The 15,376-nt window shown below is 70.9% G+C and carries 16 protein-coding genes and 1 tRNA gene; 13 read left to right on the plus strand and 4 right to left on the minus strand.

Annotation, left to right across the window (positions count from 1 at the left end; genetic code table 11):
* Nucleotides 1-305 precede the first annotated feature (305 nt).
* The 3 genes from ACLBYE_RS09470 (at nucleotide 306) to ACLBYE_RS09480 (ending at nucleotide 3,309) form a co-directional block, all read left to right on the plus strand.
* A complete protein-coding gene (locus ACLBYE_RS09470) occupies nucleotides 306-1,670 on the plus strand; it encodes an MFS family transporter (RefSeq protein ID WP_091677151.1) in 1,365 nt (454 codons plus the stop codon).
* An 82-nt stretch (nucleotides 1,671-1,752) separates the two neighbouring features.
* Nucleotides 1,753-2,973 carry an alpha/beta hydrolase gene (locus ACLBYE_RS09475; protein ID WP_447693961.1) on the plus strand — a complete coding sequence of 407 codons (1,221 nt, stop codon included), beginning with the start codon at nucleotides 1,753-1,755 and terminating at the stop codon, nucleotides 2,971-2,973.
* A 54-nt stretch (nucleotides 2,974-3,027) separates the two neighbouring features.
* Complete coding sequence (locus ACLBYE_RS09480; RefSeq protein ID WP_447693962.1) at nucleotides 3,028-3,309, plus strand: DUF2312 domain-containing protein; 282 nt, start codon at nucleotides 3,028-3,030, stop codon at nucleotides 3,307-3,309.
* 54 nt (nucleotides 3,310-3,363) lie between these two features.
* On the opposite strand, the gene ACLBYE_RS09485 is transcribed toward ACLBYE_RS09480, so the two are convergent.
* Nucleotides 3,364-4,341 (minus strand): phosphoribosylaminoimidazolesuccinocarboxamide synthase, encoded by a 978-nt coding sequence (locus ACLBYE_RS09485; RefSeq protein WP_056528367.1) that lies wholly within the window; start codon nucleotides 4,339-4,341, stop codon nucleotides 3,364-3,366.
* A 212-nt stretch (nucleotides 4,342-4,553) separates the two neighbouring features.
* Between ACLBYE_RS09485 and ACLBYE_RS09490 the strand changes: the two genes are divergently transcribed.
* Nucleotides 4,554-5,306 carry a Crp/Fnr family transcriptional regulator gene (locus ACLBYE_RS09490; protein ID WP_447693963.1) on the plus strand — a complete coding sequence of 251 codons (753 nt, stop codon included), beginning with the start codon at nucleotides 4,554-4,556 and terminating at the stop codon, nucleotides 5,304-5,306.
* Between the two features lie 95 nt (nucleotides 5,307-5,401).
* Here ACLBYE_RS09490 and ACLBYE_RS09495 read toward each other — a convergent pair.
* From ACLBYE_RS09495 to ACLBYE_RS09505, 3 genes are all read right to left on the minus strand, one after another.
* A tRNA-Phe gene (locus ACLBYE_RS09495) sits at nucleotides 5,402-5,477 on the minus strand.
* Between the two features lie 103 nt (nucleotides 5,478-5,580).
* Nucleotides 5,581-5,766, minus strand: a complete 186-nt coding sequence (locus ACLBYE_RS09500) for a DNA gyrase inhibitor YacG (RefSeq protein WP_100251145.1) — start codon at nucleotides 5,764-5,766, stop codon at nucleotides 5,581-5,583.
* A complete protein-coding gene (locus ACLBYE_RS09505; RefSeq protein WP_020091858.1) occupies nucleotides 5,763-6,416 on the minus strand; it encodes a Maf-like protein in 654 nt (217 codons plus the stop codon). The genes ACLBYE_RS09500 and ACLBYE_RS09505 overlap by 4 nt, the downstream gene beginning before the upstream one ends.
* Nucleotides 6,417-6,794: 378 nt before the next feature.
* On the opposite strand from ACLBYE_RS09505, the gene ACLBYE_RS09510 reads away from it, so the two are divergent.
* From ACLBYE_RS09510 to ACLBYE_RS09550, 9 genes are all read left to right on the plus strand, one after another.
* Entirely contained in the window at nucleotides 6,795-7,004 is a 210-nt protein-coding gene (locus ACLBYE_RS09510; protein WP_447693964.1) for a hypothetical protein, read from the plus strand.
* A 170-nt stretch (nucleotides 7,005-7,174) separates the two neighbouring features.
* Complete coding sequence (locus tag ACLBYE_RS09515) at nucleotides 7,175-7,420, plus strand: hypothetical protein (protein ID WP_447693965.1); 246 nt, start codon at nucleotides 7,175-7,177, stop codon at nucleotides 7,418-7,420.
* A gap of 234 nt (nucleotides 7,421-7,654) precedes the next feature.
* Complete coding sequence (locus ACLBYE_RS09520) at nucleotides 7,655-8,863, plus strand: polyhydroxyalkanoate depolymerase (RefSeq protein WP_091677165.1); 1,209 nt, start codon at nucleotides 7,655-7,657, stop codon at nucleotides 8,861-8,863.
* 137 nt (nucleotides 8,864-9,000) lie between these two features.
* Nucleotides 9,001-11,649, plus strand: coding sequence for a TIGR02302 family protein (locus ACLBYE_RS09525; RefSeq protein ID WP_447693966.1), 2,649 nt, complete (start codon nucleotides 9,001-9,003; stop codon nucleotides 11,647-11,649).
* 67 nt (nucleotides 11,650-11,716) lie between these two features.
* Nucleotides 11,717-11,902, plus strand: coding sequence for a twin transmembrane helix small protein (locus ACLBYE_RS09530; RefSeq protein WP_447693967.1), 186 nt, complete (start codon nucleotides 11,717-11,719; stop codon nucleotides 11,900-11,902).
* Between the two features lie 138 nt (nucleotides 11,903-12,040).
* Nucleotides 12,041-12,670 (plus strand): acyloxyacyl hydrolase, encoded by a 630-nt coding sequence (locus ACLBYE_RS09535; protein WP_056528353.1) that lies wholly within the window; start codon nucleotides 12,041-12,043, stop codon nucleotides 12,668-12,670.
* Between the two features lie 13 nt (nucleotides 12,671-12,683).
* Complete coding sequence (locus ACLBYE_RS09540) at nucleotides 12,684-13,256, plus strand: cob(I)yrinic acid a,c-diamide adenosyltransferase (protein WP_056528350.1); 573 nt, start codon at nucleotides 12,684-12,686, stop codon at nucleotides 13,254-13,256.
* A 168-nt stretch (nucleotides 13,257-13,424) separates the two neighbouring features.
* Nucleotides 13,425-14,174: an electron transfer flavoprotein subunit beta/FixA family protein gene (locus ACLBYE_RS09545; RefSeq protein WP_447693995.1), complete on the plus strand. Its 750-nt coding sequence runs from the start codon at nucleotides 13,425-13,427 to the stop codon at nucleotides 14,172-14,174.
* Between the two features lie 65 nt (nucleotides 14,175-14,239).
* Complete coding sequence (locus ACLBYE_RS09550) at nucleotides 14,240-15,193, plus strand: electron transfer flavoprotein subunit alpha/FixB family protein (RefSeq protein WP_447693968.1); 954 nt, start codon at nucleotides 14,240-14,242, stop codon at nucleotides 15,191-15,193.
* Nucleotides 15,194-15,376: the final 183 nt, after the last annotated feature.

Below are 15,376 nucleotides of genomic sequence, written 5' to 3' on the forward strand. Positions count from 1 at the left end.
GAACGCCGTCGCCGCGCCGGCGACGACGATGGCGGCCGCGACCGCGTCTCTCAGAACTCGCTTCATGGCCTCTTCCTCCTGCGGTGGTCGGAACGCCGTCGACGCCCACGCCGGCCCGCAACGGGGTCCTGAGGCGAACCGTTCCCTCCCGCGGCACCGTGGACGCGCGGCCGGTGACACCGACCTGCGCTGTCCTCGGCTAAGTCGGATCACGGCCTTGCGATCGGGCGCGTCACCTGTAACGTCGCGCCGCACCAAGAAGAGACCGGCCTCGGCCGGCACCAAGATTGATCGACGGAGACGCCATGTCCGCCTCGCGCGACGATACGATCGGTATCGCACCGAGCGACCTCGATGATGCCGCAGACCGCAAGCGCCGGATCTGGGCGATCGTCGGCTCGTCGTCGGGCAATCTCGTCGAGTGGTACGATTTCTACTGCTACGCGTTCTTCGCGCTCTATTTCGCGCCGGCCTTCTTCCCGAAGGGCGATTCGACCAGTCAGCTCCTGCAGACCGCCGGCATCTTCGCGGTGGGCTTCTTCATGCGGCCGATCGGCGGCTGGCTGTTCGGGCGCATCGCCGACCGCGTCGGCCGCCGGACCTCGATGGTCATCTCGGTGCTGATGATGTGCTTCGGCTCGCTGCTAATCGGCATCCTGCCGACCTACGAGCATGTCGGCACGCTGGCGCCGGTGCTGCTGCTGCTCGCGCGCATGCTCCAGGGCCTGTCGGTCGGCGGCGAGTACGGCACCTCGGCGACCTACATGAGCGAGGTCGCGATCAAGGGGCGGCGCGGCTTCTTCGCCTCGTTCCAGTACGTGACGCTGATCGGCGGCCAGCTCCTCGCCTCGCTGGTCCTGGTGCTGCTGCAGACGGTGATGACCGGTCCGGAACTCACCGCCTGGGGCTGGCGCATCCCGTTCTTCATCGGCGCCGCGCTGGCGGTCGTCGCGCTCTATCTCCGGCGCTCCCTGGCCGAGACGAAGGACAGCAGCGACAAGGAGACCGCCGGCACCTTCGCCGCGCTGGCCAAGCACTGGCGGGCGTTCCTGGTCGTGGTCGCCTACACGGCCGGCGGCTCCCTGAGCTTCTACACGTTCACGACGTACATGCAGAAGTACCTCGTCAACACCGCCGGCATGCCGAAGACGTCGGCCTCGCAGACGATGACGGTGGTGCTGTTCGTCTACATGATCATCCAGCCGATCTTCGGCGCGCTCTCCGACAAGATCGGCCGCAAGGCGAACATGCTGCTCTACAGCGGCCTCGGCACGCTCATGGTGGTGCCACTGATGACGGCCCTCGGCACCAACAAGGACCCCTACCTCGCCTTCGCGCTGATCACCCTCGGGCTCGCCGTGGTGTCGTTCTACACGGGCATCAGCGGCATCGTGAAAGCCGAGCTGTTCCCCACCAACGTCCGGGCGCTCGGGGTCGGCCTCTCCTACGCGATCGCCAACGCCACCTTCGGCGGCACCGCCGAGTTCGTCGCCCTGTGGTTCAAGGACGCCGGCATGGAGAGCACGTTCTTCTGGTACGTGACCGTCCTGATGGCGATCGCCTTCGTGGCCTCGCTGATCATGCCGAACCCCAAGGTCCACGGCTATCTCGACGGCGCGGGCACCGTGGAGGAGGCGCTGGGGAAGAAGCCGCGCCTCGCCCACGCCTGATGGGACGCCCGGCTGGACCGGGCCGGACTTTCACGCTGATATGCCTCCCGCCGGGCGCGCCAGACGCCCGCGGGAGGACGCCATGTCGAGGAACGCCGCCGCCGGGGCGCTGGCCCTGCTCTGTCTCGCCATTGCATCCCCGTCCGGGGCCGCCGAGCCGGGTGCCGCCGAGCCCGCAGCCGCCGACCGGCCGTCTAGGCCGACGCGGCCCGCGGGCTACTTCTTCGTCGGCGGCCGCTACGCCACCGCGGGCGGCAAGACGACGGCGTCCGGCCAGATGTACGTGGAGTACCGCGTTCCGGAGCGGGTGACGCAGCCCTACCCGATCGTCCTGGTGCACGGCACCGCCCAGACCGGGACCAACTTCCTCGGGACGCCCGACGGCCGGCCGGGCTGGGCCGACCGCTTCGCCGCGCAGGGCTTCGCGGTCTACGTCGTCGACCAGGTCGGTCGCGGCCGCTCGGGCGGCGACCCGGACACCTACGGCCCCTACGCCCGCCTGCCCGCCGAGGATCTGGAGATGGTGTTCACCGGGCAGGAGCGCTCCGCGCTCTACCCGCAGGCGAAGCTCCACACGCAGTGGCCGGGCGGCGCCGGGATCCGCGGCAACGCCGCCTTCGACCAGTTCTACCTCTCTCAGGTGCCCTACATCGCCAGCGCGCTGCGGAGCGAGGAGCTGGTCGACCCGGCGCTGATCGCCCTGCTGGAGAAGATCGGCCCGGCGATCCTGCTGACCCACTCGCAGGCGGGCGTCTTCGGCTGGGCGGTGTCGGATCAGCGGCCCGACCTCGTGAAGGCGCACGTGGCCGTCGAGCCGAACGGGCCGACCTTCTACGACATCCGCTTCAAGGGCGGCGCGGACTGGTACGAGCGCGTCGGCGAGGCCCGGGCGCGACCCTACGGCATCACCCGGGTGCCGCTGCACTTCGAGCCGCCGGTGAGCGGCCCGGCGGACCTGACGGTTGTCCAGGCGGAGAGCGCCGCCGCGCCCGACAGGATCCGCTGCTGGCTCCAGGCCGAGCCCGCGCGCCGATTGCCGAACCTCGCCCGGGTGCCGGCGGTGATCGTGACCGCCGAGGCGTCGTTCCGGGCCACGATGGACGATTGCACGGCGGCCTTCCTGACCCAGGCGGGCGCGAAGCCGGACCGGCTGGCGCTCGCCGAGCACGGCATCCGCGGCAACGGCCACATGATGATGCTGGAATCGAACAGCGACGCCGTGGCGGACGCGATCGCCGGCTGGATCCAGGGCCGGGTCCAAGTCCAAGTTCAGGGCCAAGTCGGGGCGCCGGCCCGGCCTTAACCCGCCGCTTACCCTGCCGGGCCAGGGTGCCCCCGTCATCCGACGAGGGACTGCATGACCGACATGACCGACACCGTGGGCGTCGCGGGCGACCGCATCCGCTCGATCATCGAGCGCGTGGAACGGCTGGAGGAGGAGATCAAGGACCTGATGGAGGCCAAGAAGGAGGTCTTTGCCGAGGCCAAGGGCGAGGGTCTCGACTTGAAGGTGCTCAAGGAGATCCTGAAGATCCGCAAGCAGGACAAGGACGAGCGCGACGAGCAGGAGACGCTCCTCGACGTCTACCTGCGCGCCATGGACGCGCCGTCGCCGGCCCCGATCGCCGCGGCGGCCTGACAGGCTCGACCGGGTGCGGCGTCGGGCGCCGCACCTCCCGTCCCGACCCCGAAGCTACGCCGCGAGATAGGCGGCGATGTTGCGCCGGATCCGCTCCAGGGGCTCCTCGGCCGGGTCCGGCAGGACGAAGCGCTTGCCCGTGATCGTCTCGTAGGCGCGGATGTAGACCGCGGCGGTCTCCAGGACGACCTCGGCGGGGATCTCGGGGATCGGGTCCTTGTAGGGGTCGCAGCGGGCGACGACCCAGTTGCGCACGAAGTCCTTGTCGAAGCTCTCCGGGGCCGAACCCGCGGCGAAGCGCTCGGGATAGCTCTGCGCGAACCAGTACCGGCTGCTGTCCGGCGTGTGGATCTCGTCGGCGAGGACGATCCGGCCCTCGGGATCCGTGCCGAACTCGTACTTCGTGTCGGCCAGGATCAGGCCGCGCTCCGCCGCCAGGGCCGTGCCGCGCGCGAACAGCGCCAGGGCCGCCCCCGACACGGTCTCCCACTGCGCGCGCGTCAGCAACCCGCGCTCGAGGATCTCCGCCTCGGTGAGCGGTTCGTCGTGGCCGCCGTCGAACGCCTTGGTGGTCGGCGTGATGATCGCCTCCGGCAGGCGCTGGTTCGGCCGCATCCCGTCGGGGAAGGTGTGGCCGTACATGTCCCGCTCGCCCGCGCGGTAGCGCGTCAGGATCGAGGTCGACGTGGTGCCCGCGAGGTAGCCGCGCACCACCACCTCCACCGGCAGGATCTCCAGGCGCCGGCCGACCACGACGTTGGGATCGGGATAGGCGAGGACGTGGTTCGGGCACAGGTCGGCGGTCTGCTCGAACCAGTAGCGGGCGGTCTGGGTCAGGACCTGGCCCTTGAACGGGATCGCCGCGAGCGCCCGGTCGAAGGCGCTGATCCGGTCCGAGGTGATGAGGATGCGCCGGCCGTCGGGAAGGTCGTAATTGTCCCGGACCTTGCCGCGGTAGTGCCGGGGCAGCTCGGGCAGGGTCGCGTCGCGCAGGACCTGATGCGCGTGCGGGGCGAGATCTGCCGTGTTCATCGGGCTTTCCGTCAGGCTGAACGGCGACCGCGCCGCCGGACTTCTGTGCGCGGACGGGCCGGGAAATTCCAGTCCCGGCCTCACCGAGGGCGCCCGGCGCCAGCCCTCGCCCTGGTCGCGCCCGGCCGGGACCCTACACTTGGACGGGGACCAACGACGGTGGACGACCGGCCGCGCGACGCCGAGCGCTTCTGCCGGACGGCCGAGGCGCGATGTACGAGACACCCCAACCGTCGGGCAGAGACCCTTTCCTGCGCCGGATAGAGACCGTGGCCCTGTTCCGGCTGTCCGACGCGGAGCGCGCCGCCCTCGTCGCGCTCCCGCTGCAGGTCGCCCAGTTCGAACCCAACCAGGACATCATCCGGGAGGGCGACCGGCCGTCCCGGAGCTTCGCGCTGCTCAGCGGTATCGCCTGCACCTACAAGTCGACGCGCGCGGGCAAGCGTCAGGTGATGAGCTACCACGTCCCCGGGGACGTGCCGGATTTCCAGAGCCTGTTCCTGGAGGTGCTCGACATCAACATCGCCACGGTGAGCGCCTGCCGACTCGGCTTCGTCCAGCACGACACCGTCCGGGCGATGCTGCGGGCGCACCCGCGCCTCAACGAGGTGTTCTGGCGCGCGACGCTGATGGACGCCGCTCTGGTCCGGGAATGGATGCTCAACACCGGGCGGCGGGAAGCGTATGCCCGGATGGCCCACCTGTTCTGCGAATTGATGACTCGCCTCGACGCCGTCGGGCTGGCACCCGACCGGACCTGCGACCTGCCGATGACGCAGCCCGAACTCGCGGATGCCCTCGGGATCACGTCGGTCCACGTCAATCGGACGATCCGCGACCTCAAGGCCGCCGGCCTGGTCACGCTCCGGGGTCGCCGCCTCACCGTCCACGACTGGGCCGGGCTGCAGGAAGCGGCCGAGTTCGATCCGACCTATCTGCACCTGCGCGATGCGGAGACGCGCTGATCGACGCACGTCAGCTGCAGCCAAGCGTTGTCGGAAAATCGAGGATCTCGCTCGCCGGCTCTACCGATCCGATGGTCGGGCGCTCAGCGGGATGATGGTGCCCAGGGACGGAGTCGAACCGCCGACACTGCGATTTTCAGTCGCATGCTCTACCAACTGAGCTACCTGGGCGTCGTCCGCGCCGGTGCCGGCCTCGGACGTCGCGGGGTATAGTGAGTGCTTGGCGGCCTGTCCAGCCTCCGGTGACATCGACGGGACCGGAAGGCCGAAAAATTCAGCGCTCCGGATCCGGCGGGGGCGGCGGCGCGTCGGGATCGAGCTCCTCGGGAATCGCGTAGCGCTCGTTGAGCCAGCGCCCCAGATCGACGTCGGCGCAGCGCTGGGAGCAGAACGGCCGGAAGTCCGGCGTGGAGGGCTGCCGACAGATCGGACAGGGGGGCGGCCGGCGCTCCCGGGTCATGCGAGGGCGCCCCACCCGGCCCGCACGGGATAGCCCTCCCCGTCGAGCAGGCTCAGGGTCTCGTAGAGCGGCAGGCCGACCACGCCGCTGTAAGAGCCGACCAGCTTGACCACGAAGGCCCCGGCCAGTCCCTGGATCGCGTAGCCGCCGGCTTTGCCGCGCCACTCGCCCGAGGCCACGTAGCCCTGGATGTCCCGGCCCGAGAGCCGCTTGAAACGGACGCGGCTCTCGACGATCCGCTCGCGGCGCCCGCGGGGCGAGAGCACGCAGACCGCCGTGTAGACCCGGTGCTGCCGGCCCGAGAGCAGGCGCAGGCAATCCGCGGCCTCGTCGGGGATCTCGGCCTTCGGCAGGACGCGCCGCCCGACCGCGACGACCGTGTCGGCCGAGAGGAGCCAGGTCGGCGTCGTCGTGTCCTCCAGGTGGAGCGCCGCCTCGGCGGTCGCGAGCTTCGTCCGCGCGAGGCGACGCGCCAGCTCGCGCGGCGGCTCGGCCTTGCGCGGGGTCTCGTCGATCTCGGCGGGCAGGAGCGCCGCGGGCTCGATCCCGATCTGCTGGAGCAGCGCGAGACGGCGGGGCGAAGCGGACGCGAGCACGAGTCGCGCCGTCGGCTCATGCGTCGCGCCGATCGCTTCAGGTTTGGCGTCCATGATGTCCCGTTCGCACAATCGACCGGAGCCGCGCGACCGGAGCCGTGCGCGCCCTGCGCGGCGGCACTTCGTCGGCCGGGACAGGCTCGATGCGCCTGCCTGATAAGGGATGGGGTCCGGCTTGTGAACTCGAACGGGTCGCGACGCCCTGGCGAACGCGCGTCGATTCGGCTGCGCGATCCCGCGCGGTTCGGCGCGTCCGCGGGCAGCGTTGCTCAGGTCTGGCGGCGCCTCGGCGTGATCGGGGCGCCGGGGAGTCCGGCTCAGAGCCCGGTGCGGGAGCATCCGCAAGACCAGCGCAAGATGTCGAGGCGGCACGTAACCCATCGTTAACCACGATCGACCCAGGATGGCGTCAGTCCAATGGGATCGTCATCGATGCTGAACGCTGACCCGCTCGTGCCGCGCCCGAAGCTCGTCAATGCGGCCCTGCTCGCCCGCGCCCTCGACGGGCTCCGACCGCAGGTCGCCTCGCCGATCGAGATGTGGCAGCGCCTCACCGACCAGTACGTGGTGGATCTCGACGCGGTCGCGGCGCTCCTGCCCGCCGACGAGCCGGAGACGCGCTGGCTTCCCGCCCGCGACTGAAACCGGCCCGGACGGCACTGCATCGCTCAAGCGACGCGTCGTGCTGCGGTGGCACATGACGTGCTTCAAGTCTTCAGCAACCGGAGGAAGCGACCAGGCAACGACAACGCGGTGGCTCGCACGCCGGAGCACCCCGCGGACCTTTCGATCACTCGAAGCTGAGGTCCGTCATGTCGGAATTGCTCTCCGTTGCCCTCGTCTGTGCCGGCACGCTGCTGGCTCAGGACTGCTCGCGCGACACCGCCCTCGACGTCATCGTCGCGCCGGCGCACACGCCGATGGAATGCCTGATGCACGCCCAGACGATGGCCGCCCAGGCCGGGTTGCCCGGGGGCAGCGACCGGTACCTCAAGGTCGCCTGCGAGCATCGTCGGAGCGAGGCCGATCCGCGCCCGGTCGTTCGCCGCGCCTCGTGACGGCGGGGTGTGCCAGGCGATTCGGCACACCCGATTGTGATCGGCGCCGCGCGTGGTGCATCAAAGTCACGTCACGACAATTCTTGTTCGCATCCGCCTATCGGACAGTTGCCGCCCCCGGGAACGGGACCCATCCTGCACGGCCACGCTGATGCAACCCTCACTTAGGCATCCGCCAACGTTGCCGCCCCGATGGCCCGCGTGCCGGGCAGGGCTCAAGCGAGTGCCTGCCCGATGCTGTACGACGCGTTCGATCTGCAGACCGACATGGCCGCCCAGACCCGGGCGTGGGGGCGGCTGCTGAACGACATCTGGTCGCCCTGGGTCGGGTGGGGCGAGCCGGCGACCTGGATGTCCGCCGGGGCCCGGATGATGATGCGCGCCGGCCTGACCTTCGCGCGGCCGCCCTACGGCATCGAGTCGGTGAATGTCGGGAACCGGAGCGTCCCGGTCTCCGAGGAGGCGGTCGAGGTCACGCCCTTCGCCACGCTGCTCCACTTCAAGAAGGACATCCACACCGAGCAGCCCAAGGTGCTGATGGTGGCGCCGATGTCCGGCCACTTCGCCACGCTGCTCCGCGCGACCGTGCGCACCATGCTGCCCGACCACGACGTCTACATCACCGACTGGCACAACGCCCGGGACGTGCCGCTCTCCGACGGGACGTTCGGCTTCGACGACTACGTGAGCCACCTCATCCAGTTCCTGCGGACCATGGGCGAAGGCGCCCACATGGTGGCGGTGTGCCAGCCCGCCGTGCAGGCCCTGGTGGCCGCCGCCGCGATGGCGCAGTCGAAGGACCCGGCCGCCCCGCGCAGCATGACCCTGATGGCCGGCCCGGTGGATTGCCGGATCAACCCGACGGGCGTGAACGAGCTCGCGACCTCCAAGCCGATCGAGTGGTTCGAGAAGAACCTGATCGCCACGGTGCCGTCGCGCCACAAGGGGGCCGGCCGCAAGGTCTATCCGGGTTTCGTGCAGGTCTCGGCCTTCATGGCGATGAACGCCAAGCGCCACGTCCAGGGCCACGCCGACCTGTTCTGGCACATGGCCAACGGCGAGCACGACAAGGCCGAGGCGATCGAGACCTTCTACGACGAGTATTTCGCGGTGCTCGATCTCGCCGCCGATTTCTACCTGGAGACGGTCAAGACCGTGTTCCAGGACCACGCCCTGGCCCGGAACGCGGTGTCGTATCGGGGCGAGCCGATCGACCTGCGCGCGATCCGCCGCACGGCGCTGATGACGGTCGAGGGCGAGCGGGACGACATCTGCGCGGTCGGACAGACCATGGCGGCCCACGACCTGTGCTCGGACCTCGCCCCGTACATGCGGACCCACCATCTCCAGGCCGGCGTGGGCCATTACGGCGTCTTCGCCGGGCGGCGCTGGGAGTCGCAGATCTACCCGCAGGTGCGCAACTTCATCCAGGCGCACAACTGACCGGGGCGCCGGTCGGGCCGCCGTCGCGCCGATTTGACCCGCCGACCTGCGCGGCCCACCATGCTAGGCACGTGTGACGGGGCCCGCCGGGGGCGGCTCCGTGGGCCACTCCTTCGGCGTGAGGCGGAACGGTCGGCGTGATCGGCAGCAACGGCACCGAGAGCAAGACCCGGGTGGGCGGAGCGGACGCGGCGTCCACGCGGCTCGACCGGCTCGTGGCGCAGGCGCGGGCGGCCGCCCTGTGGGAGCAGGCGTGGCCCGTGCTCTGGCGCGGTATCGGCGTCTTCCTGCTCTTCTTGGTCGTCTCCTGGGCGGGCGTCTGGCTCGACCTCACGCCGCTCTGGCGCCAGATCGGCCTCGGCGCCCTCGCCATCCTCCTCGTCGCCGCGCTCCTGCCGCTGATCCACATCGCCCGGCCGGACCGGCGCCTCGCCCTGGCGCGGCTCGACCGCGAGGCCGCGTCCCGCGATCCGAAGCTGCGGCACGGGCCGGCCTCGGCCGCCCAGGACAGCCTCGCCGTCGGCGCCGCCGATCCGGGGAGCCGGCTGCTGTGGGACCTCCACCAGCGCCGCGCCGCGCAGGCGATCTCGGCCCTGCGGGTCGGCCTGCCGCGGCCGGGCATGACCCGGCACGACCCCTTCGCGCTGCGCGCCGGCCTGGTGGTCGCGGCGGTCGCCAGCCTGTTCGTGGCCGGCCCCGAGTGGCGCCAGCGGATCGGCGCCGCCTTCGACTGGCAGGAGCCGGCGGCGCCCGGCCCGAACTTCCGCGTGGACGGCTGGATCGACCCGCCGCTCTACACGCGGCTTCCGCCGCTGCTGATCGCGATGGACGGGAGCGACCAGCACCTGCGCGCGCCGGTCAACGCGCAGCTGATCGTGCGGATCGCCGGCCAGGGCAAGGCCGCGTCCGAGACGACCCTCACGCCCAATGCCGGCCTCGTCCCGGTGCCGGGCCAGGAGGCGCGCCCCGACCTGCGCGAGGAGCGCTACCGCATCGTCGGCGGCGCCGCGCTGACGATCGTGACCCCGGCCGGCAAGCAGCGCCTCACGGTCGACGCGATCCCCGACAGGCCGCCGGAGGTGACCGCCGTGGGCGGCCCCGAGGTGAACGGGCGCGGCACCTTCAACCTGACCTACCGGGCGAAGGACGATTACGGGATCAGCTCGGCCGAGGCGGTGATCGAGCCGCTGAAGTCCGCGCGGGCCCTGGTCCCGGTGCCGCAGATCAACCTGGCGCTGCCGGGCGACGCGAGCGGCGACACCGACACCAAGACCCTCGTGGACCTCACCGAGAGCCCGTGGTCCGGCGCGAAGGTCCGCTACCACATCGTCGTCAAGGACGAGGCCGGCCAGGAGGGGCGCACGCCGGACACCGAGATCGTCCTGCCGGCGCGGCCGTTCCGCGAGCCCCTGGCACGGGCGCTCGCCGAGCAGCGCCGCCGGCTCGTCATCGCGCCCGACACGGATCGCCGCTGGGTCCAGGGAGCGCTGGACGCCCTGCTGGTCGCGCCCGACACGTACACGCCGCAGCCCGCGATCTTCCTCGGCCTGCGGACCGCGACCGAGCGCCTGCGCCGCGCCCGCACGGATGCCGACCTCGTCGCGGTGGCCGACCTCCTGTGGGAGATGGCCCTCAAGATCGAGGACGGCGACCTGTCGGACGCCGAGAAGCAGCTCCGCCAGGCTCAAGACCGGCTGAAGGAGGCGATCGAGCGCAACGCGCCGGACGACGAGATCAAGCGCCTGACACAGGACCTGAAGCAGGCGCTCGACAAGTTCCTGTCCGAGATGGCGCAGAAGCAGGGCCGCGAGCCCCGCGAGCAGAGCGAGCGCGGCCAGAACAACGGGCAGACCAAGACCGTCACCCCGGAGGATCTCGACAAGATGATCCAGGACATGGCGGAGGCGATGAAGCGCGGCGACACCGCCGAGGCGCAGCGCCTGATGGAGCAGCTGCGCAACATCCTGGAGAATCTCCAGACCGCCGAGCGCGGCGGCCGCTCCGATCAGGCGTCCCGCGAGATGCAGAAGCAGATGCGCGATCTCGACGCGATGTCGCGCGAGCAGCAGGGCCTGCGCGACGAGACCTTCAAGGACGGCGAGGAGCAGCGCGACGGCCAGCGCCCGCAGAACCGCGGCCAGCCGCAGCAGGGACAGCGCGGCCAGCAGGGCCAGGGGCAGCAGGGCCAACGCCAGCAGGGTCAGAAGGGTCAGCAGGGGCAAGGCCAGCAGGGTCAGGGCCAGCAGGGCCAGAAGGGCCAGGGGCAGCAGGGCGAGGGCCAGCAGGGCGGCGTCGGCGAGCGCCAGCAGGCGCTCCGGCAGCGGCTGGAGGACCTTCAGAAGCGCATGAAGGAGAACGGCATGCGCGGCGAGCAGGGCCTCTCCGACGCCGAGGACGCCATGCGCGAGGCCGAGAACAGCCTGAAGGACGGCGATTCGGACGGCGCGGTCGACGCGCAGGGCCGCGCCCTCGACGGCCTCAAGCGCGGCGCCGACGGTATGGCCCAGCAGATGCAGGAGATGGCCGAGGGCCAGGGCGAGGGTCAGCAGGAGGGCGGCCAGCAGCCGGGCCAGCAGGGTCAGGCCGGCGCGCGGGACGACGATCCCCTCGGGCGCCCGACCCGCGGCCGCGACATGAGCGACGGGCGGGTCCGCGTCCCCACGGCCGACGAATCCGCGGTCCAGCGCGCCCGGCGCATCATGGAGGAGCTGCGGCGCAAGCTCGGCGACCCGAGCCGCCCCCGCGAGGAACTCGACTATTTCGAGCGCCTGCTCCGCCGCAACTGAGCGCCCGACACCTCAACGACGCGCCGAGCCGCATCGCGGCTCGCGCCCCACCCGGATCCCCGACCGCATGTCGTCCAACACCCTCGTCCTGATCGCCTGCCTCGCCGTCGCCGCGGTCCTGGTCGCGGGCCTCGCCAATATGATGCGCGGCGGCAGCGTCAACCTCTCGCAGAAGCTGATGCGCCTCCGGGTGCTCCTGCAGTTCGTCGCGATCGTGATCATCATGGGGGTCGTCTGGTGGCGCTCGGTGTGAGCGCGTCGGGCCGGGTGTGACCGCGCCGCCGCACCGAACACCTTTCGATCCGGTGAAGGATGAATAGGCCGCCCTGCCGCGCGGGCCTCTGCTACGCTCGGTAGAAGCAAATCGCTGCGCCTAACCGGCCGAGCCCGCATGACTGCCCCTTCCCGCCTCCGTCTGTTCGGCCTTCTGACCGGGGCGGCGATTCTGCCGGCTTCGGCCGCCGACCTCGCGCCGCCGCCGCCCGCCGCCTACGCGGCCCCGGTCCAGCCGCTCAGCATCGTGTCGGAGATCCGGATCGGCGGCGCGGTGCAGGATCCCGGGAGCGCCGAGGGCAAGCTCCCCGGCTTCAGCAAGGCGAACGTCAACGGCGAGATCCTGTTCGCCAAGCCGCGCATCAGCGACGATCCGTTCTGGCAGGCCTTCGTGCCGCGGCCGACTGTGGGCGGCAGCTACAACACCGGCGGCCGGACCAGCTACGCCTATCTGGGCGCGACCTGGACGCTCGAGATCTTCCCCGAGACCTTCAACCGCCGCGTGTTCCTCGACGGGTTCTTCGGCGGCGTGGCCCATAACGGCTGGACCGGCCCGAAGGCCGAGACGCCCTACGGCTTCAACACCCTCGGCTGCTCGCCGATGTTCCGCGAGGCCGCCGCCCTGGGCTTCCGCCTGACGGAGCACTGGAGCATCATGGCGACGGTCGAGCACATGTCGAATGCCGGGCTCTGCGCCAACAACCGCGGCCTGACCAATTTCGGCGGCAAGATCGGCTACACGTTCTGAGGCACGCCACCCCGTGGTCAAGCTCAACCGCATCTACACGAGGACCGGCGACAAGGGGACGACCGCGCTGGCGGACGGGCAGCGGCGCTCGAAGGCGGACCTGCGGGTCGAGACCTACGGCACCGTCGACGAGACCAACGCCTGCATCGGCATGGCGCGCCTGCACACGCAGGGTCCCCTCGACGGGATGCTGGGGGCGATCCAGAATGACCTATTCGACCTCGGCGCCGACCTCGCGACGCCGCCGACCCCGGAACCCCTCCCCTACGAGCCGCTGCGGATCGTGGCGAGCCAGGTCGACCGGCTGGAGCGCGACATCGACGCGCTCAACGCCGCGATCCCGCCGCTGAAATCCTTCGTCCTGCCCGGCGGCTCGCCGGCTGCCGCGGCCCTGCACCTCGCCCGGACCGTCTGCCGGCGCGCCGAGCGGCTCGCGGTGAGCCTCGCGGCGCGGGAGGACGAGACGGTCTCGCCGGAGGCGCTGCGCTACCTTAACCGCCTGTCGGACTTCCTGTTCGTGGCGAGCCGGGCGGCGAACGGCGACGGGGCCGACGACGTGCTCTGGGTGCCCGGCGCCAATCGCTGAGGCGGCGGCCCGGGTTTTCGCGGGGCCGCCACGGCGCCGCGTTGACAAGGCGGAAATGTGGCCGCTACGGTCCGGCGCCTTGCGTGCCGCGGCCACGCTGCGCCTCGCGCGCCCGTGGGAGTGGCCTGCACGACGACAAGAATCCTCCGGGGAAGGATCGTGACCGCCATGAAGGTGCTGGTGCCCGTCAAGCGGGTGGTGGACTACAACGTCAAGATTCGCGTGAAGGCCGACGGCTCCGGCGTCGAGCTCGCCAACGTCAAGATGTCCATGAACCCCTTCGACGAGATCGCCGTCGAGGAGGCGATCCGCCTGAAGGAGAAGGGCAAGGTCACCGAGATTGTGGCCGTGTCGATCGGCCCGCAGCAGGCGCAGGAGACGCTGCGCACGGCGCTCGCCATGGGCGCCGACCGCGCGATCCTGGTGAAGACCGACGTGAACTGCGAGCCGCTGGCCGTCGCGAAGCTCCTGAAGGCCGTCGTCGAGAAGGAGACCCCTGAGCTCGTCATCCTCGGCAAGCAGGCGATCGACGACGACTCGAACCAGACCGGCCAGATGCTCGCCGCCCTGCTCGGCTGGCCTCAGGGCACCTTCGCGTACAAGATCGAGCCCGGCGAGGGCAGCCTCGACGTCACCCGCGAGGTCGACGGCGGCCTGCAGACGGTGAGCCTCAAGCTGCCGGCCATCGTGACGACGGACCTGCGCCTCAATGAGCCGCGCTACGCGTCGCTGCCCAACATCATGAAGGCCAAGAAGAAGCCCCTGGAGGAGCTGGCACCCGACGCCCTCGGCGTCGACGTCACGCCGCGGCTCACGGTGCTGAAGACCGCCGAACCGCCGGGCCGCTCGGCCGGCGTGAAGGTCGCCTCCGCGGCCGAGCTCGTCCAGAAGCTCAAGGTCGAAGCCGGCGTCATCTGATCCGAGGCTGGGCTCCCGGTCGACGGTCGAGCCCCGCGCCACCACCTTCGAGGGCACCCCAGACCATGACGACACTCCTCTTCGTCGAGCACGGCAACGGCCAGATCAAGGACAGCACGCTGAAGGCGCTCGCCGCCGCCAAGCAGATCGGCGCGCCGGTCCACGCCCTCGTGCTGGGCACCGGTTCCAAGGCCGTGGCCGAGGCCGCGGGCAAGCTCGACGGCGTCGAGAAGGTCCTGAACGCCGAGGACGGCGCTTACGACCACGACCTCGCCGAGCCGGTCTCGGCGCTCATCGCCGCCATCGCCGAGCCCTACGACACGATCATCGCCTCGGCCTCGACCACGGGCAAGAACGTGCTGCCGCGCGTGGCCGCCCTGCTCGACGTCGCGCAGGTCTCCGACATCATCAAGGTGGTCTCGCCCGACACGTTCGAGCGGCCGATCTACGCCGGCAACGCCATCCAGACCGTGCAGGCGCCCGCCGGCAAGAAGGTGATCACCGTGCGCACGGCGGCCTTCAAGGCGGCCGAAGACGGCGGCGCCCCGGCGCCGGTGGAGGCCGTCTCGGCGGCCGCGCCCGAGGCGGGCGGCTCGAGCTTCAAGGGCGAGGAGATCGCCAAGTCCGACCGGCCGGAACTGGCCTCGGCGCGGATCATCGTCTCCGGCGGCCGCTCGCTCGGCTCCTCGGACAAGTTCCACGAGCTGATCGAGCCGCTGGCCGACTCGCTCGGTGCCGCCGTCGGCGCCTCCCGCGCCGCCGTGGACGCGGGCTACGCGCCGAACGACTGGCAGGTGGGGCAGACCGGCAAGGTCGTGGCGCCGGACCTCTACGTCGCCGTGGGGATCTCGGGCGCGATCCAGCACCTCGCCGGCATGAAGGACTCGAAGGTCATCGTCGCCATCAACAAGGATGAGGACGCGCCGATCTTCCAGGTGGCCGATTACGGCCTCGTCGGCGACCTGTTCCAGGTCGTTCCCGAGCTGCAATCCGAGATCGGCAAAGCCAAGGGCCAGTAACGGCACCGGATCTGGCAACCCGCGAGCATTGTCGCAGAACGCGGCTTCACGGGTTCCTTCCGGATCGAGGATTGGTCTAGAAGGCAGCAGCGGCGAGACTTCGCGCGGTGCCGTCGCGTCCGTGCCGTCCAGAGAGCTGGGCGGCAGCGCTGCGGCATCCGCCTTGGGGGCACAGGTCGGCAC

The sequence above is a fragment of the Methylobacterium sp. A52T genome, assembly GCF_053346095.1.

Bases quoted from the DNA above. Each gene is read 5' to 3' on its own strand.
- ACLBYE_RS09470 (WP_091677151.1), top strand. From the start codon at position 306: ATGTCCGCCTCGCGCGACGATACGATCGGTATCGCACCGAGCGACCTC.
- ACLBYE_RS09475 (WP_447693961.1), top strand. From the start codon at position 1,753: ATGTCGAGGAACGCCGCCGCCGGGGCGCTGGCCCTGCTCTGTCTCGCC.
- ACLBYE_RS09480 (WP_447693962.1), top strand. From the start codon at position 3,028: ATGACCGACATGACCGACACCGTGGGCGTCGCGGGCGACCGCATCCGC.
- ACLBYE_RS09485 (WP_056528367.1), bottom strand. From the start codon at position 4,341: ATGAACACGGCAGATCTCGCCCCGCACGCGCATCAGGTCCTGCGCGAC.
- ACLBYE_RS09490 (WP_447693963.1), top strand. From the start codon at position 4,554: ATGTACGAGACACCCCAACCGTCGGGCAGAGACCCTTTCCTGCGCCGG.
- ACLBYE_RS09500 (WP_100251145.1), bottom strand. From the start codon at position 5,766: ATGACCCGGGAGCGCCGGCCGCCCCCCTGTCCGATCTGTCGGCAGCCC.
- ACLBYE_RS09505 (WP_020091858.1), bottom strand. From the start codon at position 6,416: ATGGACGCCAAACCTGAAGCGATCGGCGCGACGCATGAGCCGACGGCG.
- ACLBYE_RS09510 (WP_447693964.1), top strand. From the start codon at position 6,795: ATGCTGAACGCTGACCCGCTCGTGCCGCGCCCGAAGCTCGTCAATGCG.
- ACLBYE_RS09515 (WP_447693965.1), top strand. From the start codon at position 7,175: ATGTCGGAATTGCTCTCCGTTGCCCTCGTCTGTGCCGGCACGCTGCTG.
- ACLBYE_RS09520 (WP_091677165.1), top strand. From the start codon at position 7,655: ATGCTGTACGACGCGTTCGATCTGCAGACCGACATGGCCGCCCAGACC.
- ACLBYE_RS09530 (WP_447693967.1), top strand. From the start codon at position 11,717: ATGTCGTCCAACACCCTCGTCCTGATCGCCTGCCTCGCCGTCGCCGCG.
- ACLBYE_RS09535 (WP_056528353.1), top strand. From the start codon at position 12,041: ATGACTGCCCCTTCCCGCCTCCGTCTGTTCGGCCTTCTGACCGGGGCG.
- ACLBYE_RS09545 (WP_447693995.1), top strand. From the start codon at position 13,425: ATGAAGGTGCTGGTGCCCGTCAAGCGGGTGGTGGACTACAACGTCAAG.
- ACLBYE_RS09550 (WP_447693968.1), top strand. From the start codon at position 14,240: ATGACGACACTCCTCTTCGTCGAGCACGGCAACGGCCAGATCAAGGAC.